We start from the raw sequence: 18,703 nt of genomic DNA on the forward strand, positions 1-18,703 counted from the left end.
ACTTATATTGATACAGTTTTTAAAATCCATATTTTTATTATCTATGAAAGCAACTCACAATAGCTGGGATGTTCTATATGTTAAATCTTATCTTGTTAGGATAAAAAAGTTTACGAGACACTTTAAAATTCATCAATTGATGTTTTTTACCTTTAGTTAAAGAAATCGCAAATGGAAAGAAAGGAAGATGATTATTCAGAAATCATTTTTTCCTTCATATGTTTTTGTAAATATTAATTCTTTACTAAATTTCTACAAAACTCTTTCCGTAAATTGAGCGTATATGTATGTTCGTTTTGGAATGGAGTATGCTGAAATTTCTGAGCAAGAAATTAATAAAATTAGGTTTTTAACAGGCAAAGAATATATTGCCAACATCGAGATTAGTCCTGTATATAGCCAAAAAAATGGTGATTTAATAGAGATTACACATAGTCCTATTTTTGGCTTGAATTGCAAAGTTGTAAAAGTAGATGATGAACATAAAATCATTGGTCATATAGAATCTTTGTAACAAAACATAACCGCGATTATCCCGTCTAGCTACTTGTTTAATAAACTAATGGTATAAAAGAATTACACTAAAATGGATCACATCAACGACAAGATAGCTAAAGACTATTGGCTTAAAAAAAACAGTAGGATTGTTCATTCTAAAGAAGGTTTTCCAGGAAGTTCTTCTATGGATTTTATTATAGTTGATGCCCGTGAACTTTCTTACTTCTACAAATTGACAGCGGAAAATATCGTTGCAGAATTTACTGTTTTAATAGCACTTTATAACATGCTGCTTCAGCGGTATTTTGAAGATTGTAATGTTCTGTCTTCGAAATCATTTTCGTCTTCTCAAAAAATGCTGTTGTGTTATGAATTTCAATCGATTGGTCAAAAAACGATAAAGGAGTTTATACAGGAAACTAAAGAAGAAGTTCAAGAGGTTTATAAGTATGCTCCTTATTATGGAGATGCTCTTATTGAACAAACGTCTGATGTAAATTATATTCAGTTTAATTATGGCGAGGATAATGAACTTCACGAGTTGTGTTATGGATTAACATGTCATATTGAAAAGCTTGAAAATAAAGATTTAAGAATTTCATTAAATTATTCTGAGAAGTTTATTGAAAGTTCTATTGTCTTACACTTTTTAATTAATTTTAAAAAATGGCTAAAGGAATTAGAAGAAAATATTAATGTATCGATAACTAAGCTGCCTTTAATTTCCAAAGAGGAAGAGAGCGTCCTATTGAATACTTTTAATACTACAAAAAGCGACTACGATAGCACAATAACACTGGCTGAAATTGTAGAAAGACAAGTTCATAAAACACCTCAAAATATTGCGGTTGTCTGTAAGGAAACGTCACTTACTTATGAATCACTTAATGAACAGGCAAACCAGCTTTCCTATTATTTTATTAAAGAGCATGGTATTTGCGAAGGTGATTTTGTTGGGGTTAAAATGGAAAGAAGCGAAAAACTGCTTATAGCTATATTGGCTGTTTTAAAGGCGGGAGCTACTTATGTTCCAATAGATGTTAATTATCCAGAAGAAAGAATTGCCTACATAGAAATAGACAGTAAGTCCAAGCTGGTTATTGATGTTGCAGTATACAGTGATTTTCAGGAAAACCAAGTTAAATACTCTAAAGAAAATCCATCATCCAACAGAAAATCAGGTGATCTGGCTTATATTATCTACACTTCGGGTACTACAGGTAATCCTAAAGGCGTGATGATAACGCATCAAAATGCCGTAGCTTTAATTCATTGGGCACAAGAGGAATTCAATACGGAAAGTTTTGATATTGTTTATGTTGCTACATCACATTGTTTTGATCTCTCTGTATATGAGATGTTTTATCCGCTTTCTATTGGAAAAAAAATAAAAATATTAAATAATGCTTTAGAGATTGGGACAGAATTAGCCAAAGATCATAAGATTTTATTGAATACAGTTCCTTCGAGTATTCGAAATATTTTAGAGGAAGGTTTTTCTCTTGAAAACGTTACTGTAATTAATCTTGCAGGAGAGCCCTTTCCGGTGGATATAGCTAAAAAGCTGTTACAAACCAATGCCGAAATCAGAAACTTATACGGTCCATCAGAAGATACAACTTATAGTACCTGTTACCAGTTGTCTTCAGAAAAGATATATCAGACCATTCCTATTGGTAAACCTATTACCAATACACAAGCTTATATTTTAGATGAAGAGTTGCAATTAGTGCCAGCGGGTATTATGGGGAAATTATATCTTTCGGGAGATGGAATTGCCAAAGGTTATCTCAATCAGCCACAACTAACCTCAACAAAGTTTATAGAAAATCCTTTTGAAGAAGGGGAAAAGATGTATGATACAGGTGATTTGGCAAAATGGATGCCTGATGGAAATCTTGCCTTTTTAGGGAGAAAAGACCATCAAATAAAACTCAGAGGCTATCGTATTGAACTTGGAGAAATAGAAAATGTTATGTTTTCGTTTTCTGAAAACATACTACAAGCAGTTGTTGCCGTTAAAAAGAATAAGGGCGAAGATGCTTTAGTGGGATATTATATAGAAAACTCCACCGTAGATAAAACACATTTAAGAGCTTACTTAGAAAAACAGCTCCCTGCTTACATGATTCCCTCATACTTCATAAAAGTAGAGGCGGTTCCACTAACTCCTAACGGAAAAGTAAACAAGAACGCCTTTCCTGAAATAGTGGATACTACTATTGTTAAAAAAGAATATGTAGCACCTGCCGATGCTGTAGAAAAAGTATTGGTTCAAATTTGGGAACAGACTCTGGGAATTTCGCCCATAGGTATGAACGATCATTTCTTTGAATTGGGAGGCCATAGTCTAATGATTTTGCAAATTATTAATGCCATCTACAAAAATCTTCACAAGAGTGTCCCATATAAGGTGTTTTATACTAATCCTACTGTCAGTGATTTAAGAAAAGTATTGAAGAGTCAGGAGTATTTGCCAATCCCTTTGGCTTCCTATTCAGAATCGTACCCATTGACACATTCTCAAAACCGATTGTGGCTACTAAGCCAGCTGGAGGGAGGCAATGAAGCGTATCAAATTTCAGGAGCAGTAGCATTAAAAGGAACTGTTGATACCGTTAACTTTGTCAAAGCATTCAATCAAGTAGTTACGCATCACGAAATTCTGAGAACCTTTTTTAAGAAGGATGAAGAAGGAGAAGTAAAACAATATATTGTTCCAAATCAGGAATTTCATTTTACGATAGAAACCAGGGATTTTTCCAATCACGAATCACCATATCATCATGTACAAGACTATATAGGAGAAAAGGAGAAACAAAGCTATAATCTGGCAGAAGCACCTTTATTCAGAGGTTCATTATTAAAGACTGCTACTGATAATTTTGTATTTTATTTGTCAATTCACCACATTATAAGTGACGGATGGTCGCTGAAAGTATTGACTGCACAGGTTTTAGAATGCTACGATGTCTTACAGACAGGAGGTTCTATTATATTGTCTGAACATCCTGTTCAATTTAAAGATTATGCTGTATGGCTGCAAGAAGATCAGAAAAAAGAAAGCTATCAGGTTGCAAAAGAATTTTGGCTTAGACAATTTGAAGAAACAATACCGCTACTTCAATTGCCGGGTTATATTAACCGTCCTATTGTAAAAACATACTGTGGAAGCCAGTTTCGTTATACTTTCTCAACAGAATTACTTACCGAATTAAAAAACCTTTCCAAGAGTTGTCAGGTAACACTATTTACTGTGTTGATGACAGGAGTAAAAACGTTATTATCAAGATACAGCAATCAGGACGATATTATTATTGGAACTCCTATAGCCGGAAGGGAGCATCCGGATTTGGAACATCAGATAGGTTTGTATATCAATACGCTGGCCATACGAACATTAGTAGACCAAAAGGAAGGGTTTTCGGCATTGCTTCAAAGAGAAGGTAAACAACTTTTAGAAGCCTACGAGCATCAGAATTTCCCATTTGATGCTTTGGTGGAGCAATTGAAAATTTCCAGAGATACTTCAAGATCACCTTTGTTTGATGTAATGGTGGTTTTACAAAATCAGCATCAATTATCGAGCTTTAAGAATAAAGTTTCTTCCGATATTGTGATGGAAGAGTTTGAAATCAACAGAAATGTATCTCCGTTTGATATTGTATTTACTTTTACAGAAAAAGAATCATTCCACTTAGAAGTTCTTTACAATATAGATCTTTATACCTCCGAGTTTATTCAGGGAATATGTAAGCACCTGGAGAACCTATTCTATCAGGTAGTAAAAACCCCTGAAATGCTGCTGGAAGAAATAGATTTGGTTTCCGAAAGTGAAAAAGAAACCTTATTACATACATTTAATAATACTGATGTAGTTTTTGATACGGAAAAAACCATAGTAGATTTGTTTTTGGAGCAAGTAGGGAAGACACCACAAAATAAGGTTGTCATAGCAGATGATCAGACCTTAAGTTATGCCGGATTAGACGAATTATCCAATAGATTAGCTAATTATCTTATTCAAAATTATCAGATCGTTCAGCATGATTTGGTAGCAGTTAAACTGGAGAGAGGAGAACGCCTGCTCATATCATTACTAGGAATCCTAAAAACGGGTGCTGCCTATGTTCCTATAGATATGAACTATCCTGAAAACAGGATTAAGAATATCTTGGATGATGTTGCGGCCAAGGTAGTAATAGACGATACTTTTTTGGATGACTTTTATTGTCAAGAACAGTTATCTACTATCCAACCGAAAATAAAAACCGAAAGTACGGATCTGGCTTATGTAATTTATACTTCCGGATCTACAGGAAAACCGAAAGGAGTGATGATTACGCATCAGAGTTTGGTCAACCTATGTTTTTGGCATAAAGAAACATATAGCGTTAATGAAACCAGCAGAGGAACTTTATTTTCCGGCGTTGCCTTTGATGCGTCCGTTTGGGAAATTTACCCGTATCTGATATCGGGAGCCACACTTTATCCGATTCAAAAAGAAGAAATACGTCTTCAGATACCAATGTTAGCGAGCTTTTTACAAAAAAACGAAATAACGCATGCCTATCTGCCTTCCAAAATATGCCAGGATATCATGGCAGAAGAAGGGTTAGAATTAGCTACGGTGATCCTTACAGGAGGAGAAAACCTGAATTATTCTATAAACACTTCTTTACAAGTATATAATAACTACGGACCAACTGAAAATACAGTTGTAACGACTTATTATGATTGTAAGGAAGCTTTAAAAGAAAAGGTATCCATTGGAAAACCAATAGCGAATACCCAAGTTTACATCCTATCTGAAAACTTAAAATTACAACCGATTGGAGTTATTGGAGAATTGTGTATTTCGGGAATCGGACTTTCAAAAGGTTATTTGCACCAACCTGAACTCACGACAGAAAAATTTATTAAAAACCCATTTACGGCAGAAGGAAAACTATATAAAACCGGAGATTTAGCCCGATGGTTGCCTGATGGGAATCTTGAATTCATAGTGAGAAAAGACAATCAGGTAAAAATACGAGGAAACAGAGTTGAATTGGCAGAGATTGAACATGTTATTCGGGAATATGACACTTCGATATCCAATGTACTGGTTCTCGTAAAAGAAGTGAACCATGAGCAAGTCATTGTAGCTTATTATAAAGCGTCGGCTTCTATAGATAAAAAATCACTGAGAAATTACTTAAAGGAACAGTTGGCGGATTATATGGTGCCAGGTTATTATATCGCGCTCGAAAAATTACCATTGAATGCCAACGGTAAAGTAGATATTACAAATCTGCCAGTCATTTCCGAAGCAGATGTTCTGAAAAAAGAATATGTGGCGCCAAGTAACGAAACAGAAGCTAAAATTGCAGTAATCTGGCAGGAACTTTTAGGACATCAGACCATAGGTGTTACTGATGATTTCTTTGAGCTTGGCGGGCATAGCCTGCTGCTAACGAAATTATTAAGCGAATACCAAAAAATATTTAAAATTTCGGTTGACCTTAAAACACTCTATGCCAACACCAATCTGAAAAGCCATGCCGTTTTTTTAAATGATTCGAAAGAAGAAGTACATGAGATTGAAAAAGCAGCTTCACAGAAATACTATGATTTATCTCCTTCCCAAATCCGATATTGGTTACTGTATAAAATCCAGGGAAAATCCAGAGAATTCAATATATACAGCACACTGGAATTACCGGATAATTTAAATGTCACTGCTTTTGAAACAGCATTTAATGTCCTTTTGGAGCGTCATGAGATTTTAAGGAGCGTATTTGTGGATGAGGCTGGTATTCCTAAACAAAAGGTATTGTCTCATTTGCTGATGTCCATTCCGTGCTTCGAATCGGAATCAGACAGTAAAAGGGAAGTGTTTGAACATGAGTTTGATCTTGAAGCGTATCCCTTGTTTAAAATAGCCATTTTAAAAGAAGACTCAACTCATAGATTGTATTTTAACATACACCACAGTATAAGCGACGGTTGGTCTATGGGAGTTATATCCAGAGATTTAATGGACATCTATAATGCCACAATAACAGGGAAGACTGCTGAACTTCCGGAATTGTCAATACAGTATAAAGATTATGCACAATGGCAAAATAAACTGTTGCAATCGCCAGAAGTAAGTGTTCAGGAAAATTATTGGAAAGAACAGTTCACCGGGCCATTGCCGTATTTGCAATTACCGTCGGATTATGCCGCTAAATTAAAAACGAACTACGGAACTTCTTCTTCCTATACCTTTTACATTACGGAAGAGCAGAAGAAAAAAATAGAAGAATTATCTTGGAAAAAAGGGACGAGTGTCTTTGCAGTTTTTGTTGCGACGCTAAAAATACTATTGTATAGACTAACTTCAGAAGAAGATATTATTATAGGGATTCCAGTGGCCAACCGAAATCATTATCAATTAAAAGATTTGGTAGGTTGCTTTATAAACACGCTCATGCTGCGTGATAAAATAAGTGAAAATGAATCCTTTCAGACATGGTTACAACACGTTAATGAAACATTAATAAACGCTTTAGCACATCAAAACTATCCTTTTGAGCAGTTATTAGAACTGATTGATATCCCTTACAATGACAATCGTTTTCCTCTAAGCCCGGTGTTTATAAATATGGTTGATTTTGATACAAAAGCACTGGAAATAATAGCTGACTTTAATTCAAATCACGAAGTGTTGGAAGCAACACCAAAATTTGATGTGGAATGCTATATAAAAAGTTTCGTAAATGGATATAGTATCAACTGTGTATATGATCATGAGCTCTTTAAAAAAGAAACCATCCAATATTGGATAAACGCCTATTTATCAATCATTGATCAGGTAATAGAGAATTACGAAAAACCGTTACACACTATAAAAATATTTGAAGATTTTATTTATCAGGAAGAAGATTTAAAACCGACTAATGATTTTGAATATTTTGAGGCGGTCGAAATTCAACAAAGTATAGCTCAACGATTTGAAAAACAAGTAGATCGATTTCCAAATGATACGGCAGTATCTGCCAATCAAACTGTACTTAGCTATACGATGCTTAATAATTGTGCCAATCATTTAGCGCGACAAATTAATGAAAAAGCCAATCAGGAGACACAACGAATAGCCCTGCTTTTAAATCACAATGAAACTTGTGTAATAGGAATGCTGGGAGTACTTAAAGCTGGATATGCTTATGTACCTATAGATGCGAACAATCCTTTGAGCAGAATTCGGTACATTATTGAAGACTCAGGATGTAACCTACTGGTCTGTAATGTTACCACTGTAGAAAAAGTCCAACAGTTACAACAGGAATTACCGCAATTATCAATTATAAAGCTATCTGAAAACTATATTCTTCCAGAAATTTCAAATCCGGAGAATAGTGTAAGTGCCGCAGCAGAGGCTTATGTCTTGTATACTTCAGGGTCTACGGGCATGCCAAAAGGGGTTTTGCAAAATCAAAGAAATGTACTTCATTTTATAAGAGTATATACTAATAATGTTCACATTGCAATAAATGATAATTTAAGTGTTTTCTCCACTTATACATTTGATGCTTCTGTAAAAGATATTTATGGTGCTATTTTAAACGGCGCTACAGTTAGTATCTATGATATGCTTGAAAATGGGCTTGACCAACTTTCAGAATGGCTGTTCATTCAAAATATTACGATTATACATATGGTGCCAACCATCTACAGGAATTTTTTAAAAGGACTGGAAGAAGGCGAAGTGTTACCTACGGTAAGATTAATTGATTTAGGCGGAGAATCATGTCATAAGCCAGATTTGGATTTATTTAAAAAACATTTCCTTGAAGGAGCTTTTTTAGTAAACGATTATGGGCCAACCGAATCTACTATTGTAACTCAAAAATTCTTAAAACACACGTCTCAATTAACGAGAAACAATATGCCTTTAGGTAAAGCAGTAGAGGAAACGGGCATTTTCTTATTGGATGAAAACAATCAACTGAAAGGTGTTTATCAAACGGGAGAAATTGCTTTCAAAAGCGACTACCTTTCATTGGGATACCTAAACAGGCAAGAACTAACAGAGAACGTCTTTATAACCGATCCGTTGACAGGAGAAGGAAGAGTTTATAGATCCGGAGATATCGGAAAAATGCTCCCTACTGGGGAAATTGAATTCATGCAACGCAAAGACTCTCAGGTAAAAATCAACGGATTACGAATAGAGCTGTCAGAAATAGAGTATCAATTAGAGCAAATTGAGCCTATAAAGGAGGCGGTGGTTTTGCTTAAAGAATTACAGGAAAACAGTTATATAACTGCATATATCCGGGTAACTGAAAGTTTAGAAGCAACTAAAATAAAAATGCTTTTAGGACAAATATTACCCAAATATATGATCCCGACGATCTATATAACCCTGGGAGAGTTTCCGTTGACCCGAACTGGTAAAATAGAGAGAAAAGCGTTGCCAAACCCTATGGTTTCAGATTTAAAAACGGTGCCCTATGTAGCTCCTAAAAACGAGATAGAAAGTAAATTGGTTGCTATTTGGGCAGAAGTTCTGAAATTGGATCTTGAGATAGTAGGAACTGAAGATAATTTCTTTGAATTGGGAGGGAACAGCTTGCAGGCAGTTGTTTTGATTAATAAAATAAACAAGACTTATAATACTGTGTTTTCTATAGCAAACCTATACGAGACCTTAAACATACGAGGTTTATCAGCATTGTTGAACTTCTCAATACTTCAAAATCAGGAATTCAATACGATACTTCAGGAACAAGATCAAGACGAAATCGTTTTGTAAAGGTTTTTAAAAAAATGAAGATTCAATGTTTTTATAGCTTTTAAAGGAATCAAATATTTTAAATATAATCTGTATGGCTATTCGATTCATTGTTAGCGGCTTATGAGCTAGGCTAAAAAGTCCGTAAATTATACATCAAAAGTCCGTAATTTTTGTAGGAATGTTGCTGATATTTTTGCGCAAAATATTTTATGGCTAAATGCTGAAAAATAACTTTCAAAATCGAATTCTCGTAACTGAGGATAGCGAAGCTATTTTTTAAAATTTATATTTTATTATATATTGAGAGCAGTTTACAATGGTTGGTGTTTTATATATGTTGAATCTCGTTAAGAGAAAAAAGTTTACGAAGTGCTTGTTTATCAATTTTTTTAGCATTAGTTAAGGAATATCGTAGATGGAAAGAAAGGAAGATGATCGAGAAAATAAAATGAAAGACAATACTAGATTTAAACTTTTTTTTTATGAAAAATGAAATTATAAATAAACTTATTTCTTTGGGAGTTCAGCTGAAAATAACTGATGGTAATCTTAAAGTAAATGCGCCTAAAGGATTGTTAACAAAAGAGTTATTAGATGAGATTAAAGAACACAAGGCGTATTTAATCAATTTGATATCTTCCAGCACATCTATACCTAAAACTGAGGTAAAGGAAAGCTATGCTTTAACGCCAACACAATACTTCATGTGGTTTACTCATGAATATCTTGGAGGAAACAGGGCGTATAATATTACAGCAACATTGAAGCTGAAGGGAAAACTTAATAGTACACTTCTGGAAAATGCATTTCGACAAGTTATAGCACGACACGAATCACTCAGAACCATTTTTAGAAAAAATGAAAGAGAAGAAATACAACAGCATATCCTAACGAAGGAAGAAACAGAGTTTAAGCTATTAACTGTAACGTTGCAGCATTTTTCTGTTGAGCAACTTCACAATCAAATTACACAAGAATACCAAAAAGCTTTTGATTTAGAAAAAGACCTTTTGTTAAGAGCTACCTTATTAAAGAGAAATGAAGAAGAGCACATTCTGTTATTTGTACTTCACCATATTATAGGAGATGGTTGGTCATTGCAAATATTAACCAGAGAGGTAATGATGGTTTATAATAGTTTAGCCAGTGAGGATGAAATAAAATTATCTGAATTATCTATACAATACAAAGACTATAGCGAATGGCTTAATGAAAAGCTTATAAGTCCAGAATATAATAACAAATTACAATACTGGAAGCAACAGTTTGAAACAAAATCTCCCGTGCTGGATTTGATTTCGGGAAAACGTCCAGCTATGAAAACCTATAAGGGAAGTGTACAAAATTATGAATTTTCAAAACAGTTTTTAGATCAGTTAAACACATTTGCTAAAGAACAACAAATGACCTTGTTTATGCTGTTGTTTGGAGGTCTTAATGGATTATTTTCCAAATATACAGGTCAAACAGATATAACACTTGGTACTACTGTTGCCGGAAGAGAGCATGCTGATCTTGAGCATCAAATAGGTTTATATTCGAATGCTTTACCGATACGAACGCAATTTGAAAAAGGAGACAGCTTCCTACATCTGATGCAAAAACAAAAGCAGACACTCATAAAAGCTTATGAAAACAAAGAGTACCCTTTTACTGCGCTTGTAAATCACTTATCTCTGCCTAAGGACCAAAGCAGATCAGCATTGTTTGATATCATGGTGTTATTACAAAATCACCGGAGATTGGAAATCAATGATCAAAAAGGAATACAAGGAGTTGTTGCTTCCGAATACAATGAAATAGAACGAGGAGTAAGTCAATTAGATATCAGTTTTGTATTTGTAGAAAAAGAAGAAGGATTATCCTTAAGTCTGGAATATAATACGGATATCTATGAAGAAAGCTTTATTATTAATCTTTTTCACCACTTTGAAGTATTTGTAAAAGCAGGTTTACAAAAACCTGATCGTATCTTAAATTCTATTGAAATTGTAACTCCGGCAGAAAAAAACAAACTTCTTAATGAATTTAATCAAGTTCTTACACCTTATGAACCTTCTTTGACGGTTGTAAGCCTTATAAAATCAATTGCTGAGGAAAACCCGAATAAAACAGCACTGATCCATCAAGGAGAAAAAATAAGCTATGCACTTTTAGAAGAATACAGTAATAAATTGGCAAATCATCTTGAGCGTCAATTTAATGTTATCAAAGGTGACTTTATCGGAATAGAGTTGGAAAGGAGTTCGTGGGCCATCATAACTATCATGGCCGTATTAAAAACGGGAGCGGTTTACGTGCCCATAGATCCTACTTATCCTGAAGCAAGAAAAAACTATATTCAGCAAGACATCGGATGCAAGCTGATTGTCACTGGTGAAGTATTGGAAGAATTTAAAAATTATTTCCATGACTATCCTGGAAAATATGTATCAGTAATAACTCAAAAAGATTTAGCGTATGTAATATATACTTCTGGATCTACAGGAAATCCTAAAGGAGTTCAAATAACACATGCCTCTTTTGCAGACTATGTGGTAACCTTTAAAGATTACTTTCACTTAACATCACAAGACAGTGTAGTACAGCAAGCTAGCATTTCTTTTGACACCTCTGTAGAAGAAATATTTCCTATTCTTACCAGTGGAGGAACGTTAGTATTACATGAAGGGAAGGGTGATTTTGAAACATTATTCCGCCTTTGTGAACACCATAAAATAACGGTTTTAAGTAGCAATCCATATGCATTGCAATACTTAAATCATGTATATGACCAGTACGATCTTAAAATAAGAATCCTGATTAGTGGTGGAGACATTTTACAACCAGATTATATAAATAACTTATGGGACAAAATGTCGGTGTACAACACTTATGGGCCTACAGAAAGTACTGTGTGTGTTACGTACCATCAAATAACGAATAAAGAAACGACTATCCCAATTGGAAAACCTATACCCAACAGACAAGTATATATTGTTGAGCCAGATTCTACTCAATTAGCTCCTGTCGGAATTGTTGGCGAACTCTGCATCTCCGGAAAAGGACTATCGGTGGGCTACTTAAATCAGCCTGAACTCACCAAGGAGAAATTTGTACAAAATCCTTTTAATCCTGATACACTAATGTATCGTACAGGAGATTTAGCATGTTGGTTACCTGATGGTAATATTGAATATAGAGGTAGAATAGACCATCAGATTAAAATACGGGGTTTTAGGATAGAGTTAGGAGAGATAGAGGCTGTTTTGTTGAAATATTCAACGAATTTAAAACAAGCGATAGTTGATGTAAAAGAAGCAAAAGGCGAAAAAGTATTAGTTGCCTATTATGTATCCGAAACAGAAACAGAAAAGGCATCAATTCGTACTTATCTTCAAGGAAAATTACCAGAATATATGGTTCCTAGTTTCTATGTAGCATTAGAGAATTTACCCTTAACCTCTAATGGTAAGATAGATCGGAAAGCCTTGCCAGTTATAACGGGCGAAGATTTAATAAGAAAAGAATATATAGCTCCAAGAAATGAGACAGAGCAGAATTTAACTATAATCTGGCAAGAGTTATTGTCGTTGGACCAGATAGGGGTAACTGATAATTTTTTCGAACTGGGAGGACACAGTCTGGTTGTAGCACAGGTTATCAATAGGATACATAAACAATTAAACAAGAGCGTTTCTTTTAAAGATTTCTTTTCCAATCCCACGATAGAATCCTTAGGTGAATATTTAAGTAATAATGAGTATTTAGCCATTCCGCAGGCTCCTGTTCAGGATAGCTATCCTTTAACAGCATCACAATACAGGTTGTGGATATTAAGTCAATTAGAAGGAGGTTCATTGGCATACAACATGCCATTTGCAGTTAAATTATTGGGTAATATTGATAAAGACAAATTTGAAGAATCGTTTAGGTTATTAATGCAGCGTCACGAAATATTAAGAACCTGTTTTAAGCCTAATGAAGTAGGAGAAGTTCGTCAGTACATTATACCAGCAGAATCCTTTTATTTTAGTATACTGGAAGAAGATTTCACATCATTTGATAATCAGGAAGAAGCTGTGTTTACTTATTTTCAAGAGAAGAACAGTATTGTTTTTGACTTAGAGAAAGCTCCTTTGATAAGAGCAAATCTGGTAAAATTAAAAGAAGAAGAACGCCTTTTTTTCTTATCGATGCATCATATCATAGGAGATGGCTGGTCGATAGAATTATTGGTTTCAGAAGCTGTAAAAATCTATAATGCATTAATCCAGGGAAGAGGGATAGATTTACCAGAATTAAGTATTCAATATAAAGATTATGCAGTATGGCAAGCTGAGAACCTGCAACAGGAAAAACACCAAGAGTCTAAGGAGTTTTGGTTATCACAATTCGCAGGAGAAATTCCTGTATTAGATCTTCCGAGTTTTAAAAAACGTCCTTTAGTTCAAAGCTATAAAGGGGATGGTATAAGCCATGAGTTTTCCAGAGGTTTTTTAGATAAACTAAAAGGGTATTCGAAGGAGCATAATGCTACCTTATTTATGACTTTGATGACGGGTATAAAAACCCTGCTTTATAAATATACGGATCAACAAGATATTATTATAGGAACACCTATAGCTGGGAGAGAGCATCCGGATTTAGAAAATCAGGCAGGTCTTTATCTGAAGACTCTGGCCATCAGAAGCCAATTTGATGAAAAGAGCAGTTTTCAGGAAGTATTAGACAATGAGAAGCGAATTTTATTAGAAGCTTATGAGCATCAGAATTTTCCGTTTGATGATTTAGTGAGTAAACTCCATCTAAAAAGAGATACGAGTCGTTCAGCTTTGTTTGATGTCATGGTAGTTTTACAGAATCAGGGACAGTTAAAAAACTTAGTAAATGAAGATCAGTTAACAGGATTACAAATAGAGAATTATGAATTTAAGAGTAAGACTTCGCAGTTTGATGTAAGTTTCGTATTCATAGAGAAAGAAGAGGGATTATCATTAAATATCCAATACAATACAGACATCTACGATTCATTTTTGATAGAACGGATGTTTTCACATTTAGAGAATTTAGTTACAGAAGTGATTGATAATCCATCTCAGGTTATTAAAGAAATAGCATATTTAACACCAGAGGAAAGAAATCAGGTAGTAGCAGATTTTAACGATACAAAAGTCGATTATTCGAAAGACAAAACAATTATAGATTTATTCGAAGAGCAGGCAGAAAAAACACCAGAGAATGTGGCGGTTGTTTTTGAAGGCAAAGAGCTTACTTATAAAGAACTCAACGAACAAGCTAATCGATTAGGGAGTTATTTAAGAGGGAAATATGATATTAAACCTGATGATCTGATAGGTGTCAAGTTAGACCGAAGTGAAAGGATGATTGTTGCAATATTTGGGATATTGAAATCTGGAGGAGCATATGTTCCGATAGACCCAAGTTACCCACAAGATAGGATAGAATATATAAAAGAGGATAGCAATAGTAAATTGGTTTTAGATGAAGCAGTATTAGAATTGTTTTACAAAGACGAAGAGCAATATTCTCAATTTAATATTGAAAAAATCAATACTCCGAGTGATTTAGCCTATGTTATTTATACCTCAGGAACTACAGGCAATCCTAAAGGGGTGATGGTGGAACATACTGCTTTGGTTAACCGATTGGAATGGATGCAAAATTCTTATGGATTAACAGTTAATGATGTTATTCTTCAGAAGACAAGTTATTCATTTGATGTTTCTGTGTGGGAATTATTTTGGTGGTCATTCACTGGATCTAAGTTATGTGTATTAAAACCTGAAGGTCAAAAAAATCCAAAAGAAATTATTGATCATATTAAAAAGTACAAAGTTTCAGTTCTTCATTTTGTGCCCTCGATGTTAAATATGCTTTTAACTTATTTATATGAAAATAAGCACGAAATTCAAAATTTAAAAAGCGTTAAACGAATATTTACAAGTGGAGAAGCTTTAACAGTTGATCACAACAACAAGTTTTTCCTCCAATTGCCAAATGTTTCATTAGTTAATTTATACGGACCAACTGAAGCAACAATTGATGTTAGTTATTTTAATTGTTCAGGAAATTTAGAATTAGTTCCCATAGGGAAGCCCATTGATAATATTAAGTTGTTTGTTTTAAGTGATGATTTACAATTGGTTCCTATCGGAATTGTGGGTAAATTATATATTTCAGGTTCAGGTTTAGCCAGAGGTTACTTAAATAAACCAGAATTAACATCAGAGAAATTTGTTTCAAATCCATTCCTGGAAGGAGAACGAATGTACGAAACAGGCGATTTAGCGTGTTGGTTACCTGATGGAAATATTGAATATAGAGGTAGAATAGACCATCAGATTAAGATACGGGGCTTTAGGATAGAGTTAGGAGAGATAGAGGCGTCATTATTGCAATATTCGGCAGATTTAAAACAAGCGATAGTTGATGTAAAAGAAGTAAAAGGCGAAAAAGTATTAGTTGTCTATTTTGTCTCCGAAGCAGAGATAGAAAAGTCGTCAATTCGTAGTTATCTTCAAGGAAAGTTACCGGAATATATGGTTCCGAGTTTCTATGTAGCTTTGAAAAGTTTACCCTTAAGCCCCAATGGTAAGATAGATCGGAAAGTTTTGCCAGGTATAACGGGCGAAGATTTAATAAGAAAAGAATATGTTGCTCCAAGAAACGGGACAGAACATCAGTTGGTATTGATATGGGAAGAAGTATTAGGGGTTTCACCAATTGGAGTTACAGATAATTTCTTTGAATTAGGAGGTCATAGTTTGATTGCCACCAGATTAATCAGTTTTATACAAAAAGAATTTGAAATAAAGATTTCTATAAATGATTTATTTAAAAATGTGAGATTGGAGGATCTCGCAGTTTTGATTGAAAATATTAATATAACCTCAGTTATTGATACCAATACAGAAATTGATGAAGGTAAAGGTAATATTGAAACTGAATTTTTTTCCTTGTAATTAGCAAAATATATAAAAAACAATTAATAATAATAAATAGAATGAAGAAAATCATAAACATTTCATTAATACTTTTCAGTACAACATTGTTTGCACAAATTAAAATAACTGGAAAAATTGTCACAAAAGATAATATTCCTATTACATCTATTGAGACTATATTAGTGAATAAAGATTCATTAGCCGTTAAAAGTGAACTTACCAATGAAAAAGGAGAATTTTTCTTGGAGGCTGTGCAAGGTTTTTACACGCTGCAGATAAGACAGAATGCAAAAATAGTTGCATCTCAAAATATTGAGTTAATTACAGATAAGGATTTGGGGCAAATTTTTGTAAATGAAGCTATTGAGTTAGAATCTGTTGTTGTTGCAGGGACACAAAAGAAATTAATAGAAAGAAAAATTGACAGGGTGGTATTTAATGTGGAAAATTCAATTAGTTCCGCAGGGGGTAATGCGTTAACCGCACTTAGTGTAACACCTGGTGTACGAGTTCAAAATGATAATATAAGCATCATTGGAAAAAGTACGCTTGCCGTTTTGGTTGATGATAAAATAGTACAACTGTCTGGAGAAGATCTTACTAATTATTTAAAAACAATACATTCAGATGCTATTCAAAAAATAGAAGTAATCACAACTCCTCCCGCTAAATACGAAGCAGAAGGAAATAGTGGATTAGTTAATATTATAATGAAGAAAGCAAAAGAAAATTCGTGGAATGCCTTACTACAATCTACTTATATTCAAAAAACCTATGCCGGCCAAGCTACTATGGGAAGTTTTAATTACAATAAGAATAAATTAAGTTTTTCTTCAGTTATTAATTACAGAGATATAACTGATGCATTTAAAAATAATCAAGAGACTTATTTTCCCGATAATTTGTGGTATTCGAGTAATCCTTTTAAAATCAATGCTAAAAGCTTAAATTTAAATGTAGGAGCGAATTATAAAATCAAGCCTTGGTGGACTATGGGAATACAAGTTTTATATGTACAGAATAAGCGAAATTTTGACAGCAAACCCTACACATCTATTAATGATTATACATCAGGTAACGTTGACAGTTACTTAGCAACAGTAGTTAATGCAAAAATAAAACCAAATATTAGGTCATATAACTTTTACAATGATTTCAAACTTGACACTTTGGGCAGAAAGCTGACTTTAAATTTAGATTACTTTAATTTTAATAATAATGATTCCAGAGTTTATGATGGTAAATCTGTTACTCTAAATCCTGAACCTGCTTCTGAAGAATATTATACAGGGGAAAATTCAAATATTCAGGACATTACCAATTTATCTGGAAAAGTAGATGTTGAATATCCAACAAAATGGGCCAAATGGAGCTATGGAGGCAAGATCTCCAGTTCTAAATCTAAGAATGATATTTATAGCTTCAATAGCGGTGTAGTTGAAAATCCTGTTTCAGATTTTCCTTTAACTTATTCCAAATTCGAATATACTGAAAATATTCAGTCAGCTTACGTGTCTTTAAATAAAAAAATAAATAAGAGCTGGGAATCACAATTTGGATTAAGAATGGAAGCTACACAAACAGAAGCATTTGCAGAAAAATTAGGGACAATAGAAAATAATTATTTGAAACTTTTCCCCACATTTTACTTAGCTTACACAATAAATGATAATTCCTCACTTAACATAAATTACAGCAAAAGAATTTCAAGACCTGGTTTTGCTCAATTAAATCCAAATATATTTTTCAGCAATCCTTTTCAAAGCCAGAGAGGTAATCCGCTGTTGCAGCCTGCTTTTATAGATAATGTTGATTTAAATTATACATTTAAGCATCTTGATAGCAAGGTTTATTTTAGTTATTCAAACAATTTATTTGCTGGTATCGATATAACAGATCCAACTACAAACACTGTTATATCAAGTACTGAAAATTATTTGGATACACAAAGATATGGTGTTTATGAAACCTACTCTTTCACTAAATTTAAATGGTGGGAAAGTTCATTTTCATTAGATGTTAACTATTCTGTTTCTAAATCAAGACTTGCAATTACCGCACAGGAGCAGAAGGGATTCAATTCCTCAGTTTCTCTTGATAATCAGTTTACTTTAAATTCTAAAAAGACGGTACTTTTTTTTGCAAATTACTGGTATGATTTTCCAGGAATAAATGGAATATATAAAAATAAAGCAGTAAGTAATTTATCTGCTGGATTTCAATACCTATTGATGGATAAAAATTTAAAAATCTCTTTAAATGTGAATGATATTTTTAAAACGGCAGGACCTCGTACAAGTGCAACAGTTAATAATATTCTGAATAAAACCTCTATGTACCTTGACAGCAGAAATCTCCAATTTTCTGTTTCTTATAAATTTGGAAATAGTAAAATAAAAGCCCAGCAAAGACAAACGGGTAACCAAGAAGAAAGAAGAAGAACAGGTAATTAAGGTCTAATTAAAAATTAAATCTAATAATAGAAATCAGAATG

At 33.6% G+C, this 18,703-nt stretch carries 4 protein-coding genes; all 4 read left to right on the plus strand.

The genetic code is table 11. The features are described from left to right. The first annotated feature begins 283 nt into the window (after window positions 1-283). On the plus strand, window positions 284-514 hold the full coding sequence (locus FNW52_RS16280) for a hypothetical protein (RefSeq protein ID WP_143378536.1): 231 nt from the start codon (window positions 284-286) through the stop codon (window positions 512-514). A 72-nt stretch (window positions 515-586) separates the two neighbouring features. Further along, complete coding sequence (locus FNW52_RS16285; protein WP_143378537.1) at window positions 587-9,280, plus strand: non-ribosomal peptide synthetase; 8,694 nt, start codon at window positions 587-589, stop codon at window positions 9,278-9,280. Window positions 9,281-9,744: 464 nt separating this feature from the next. Then, window positions 9,745-16,227 carry a non-ribosomal peptide synthetase gene (locus tag FNW52_RS16290; protein WP_143378538.1) on the plus strand — a complete coding sequence of 2,161 codons (6,483 nt, stop codon included), beginning with the start codon at window positions 9,745-9,747 and terminating at the stop codon, window positions 16,225-16,227. Between the two features lie 41 nt (window positions 16,228-16,268). Further along, window positions 16,269-18,662, plus strand: coding sequence for an outer membrane beta-barrel family protein (locus FNW52_RS16295; protein WP_143378539.1), 2,394 nt, complete (start codon window positions 16,269-16,271; stop codon window positions 18,660-18,662). Window positions 18,663-18,703 lie beyond the last annotated feature (41 nt).

Origin of the sequence: Flavobacterium sp. ZT3R18 (assembly GCF_007097385.1) — a bacterium.
Lineage (GTDB): Bacteria > Bacteroidota > Bacteroidia > Flavobacteriales > Flavobacteriaceae > Flavobacterium.

Bases quoted from the DNA above. Each gene is read 5' to 3' on its own strand.
- FNW52_RS16295 (WP_143378539.1), top strand. From the start codon at position 16,269: ATGAAGAAAATCATAAACATTTCATTAATACTTTTCAGTACAACATTG.
- FNW52_RS16290 (WP_143378538.1), top strand. From the start codon at position 9,745: ATGAAAAATGAAATTATAAATAAACTTATTTCTTTGGGAGTTCAGCTG.
- FNW52_RS16280 (WP_143378536.1), top strand. From the start codon at position 284: ATGTATGTTCGTTTTGGAATGGAGTATGCTGAAATTTCTGAGCAAGAA.
- FNW52_RS16285 (WP_143378537.1), top strand. From the start codon at position 587: ATGGATCACATCAACGACAAGATAGCTAAAGACTATTGGCTTAAAAAA.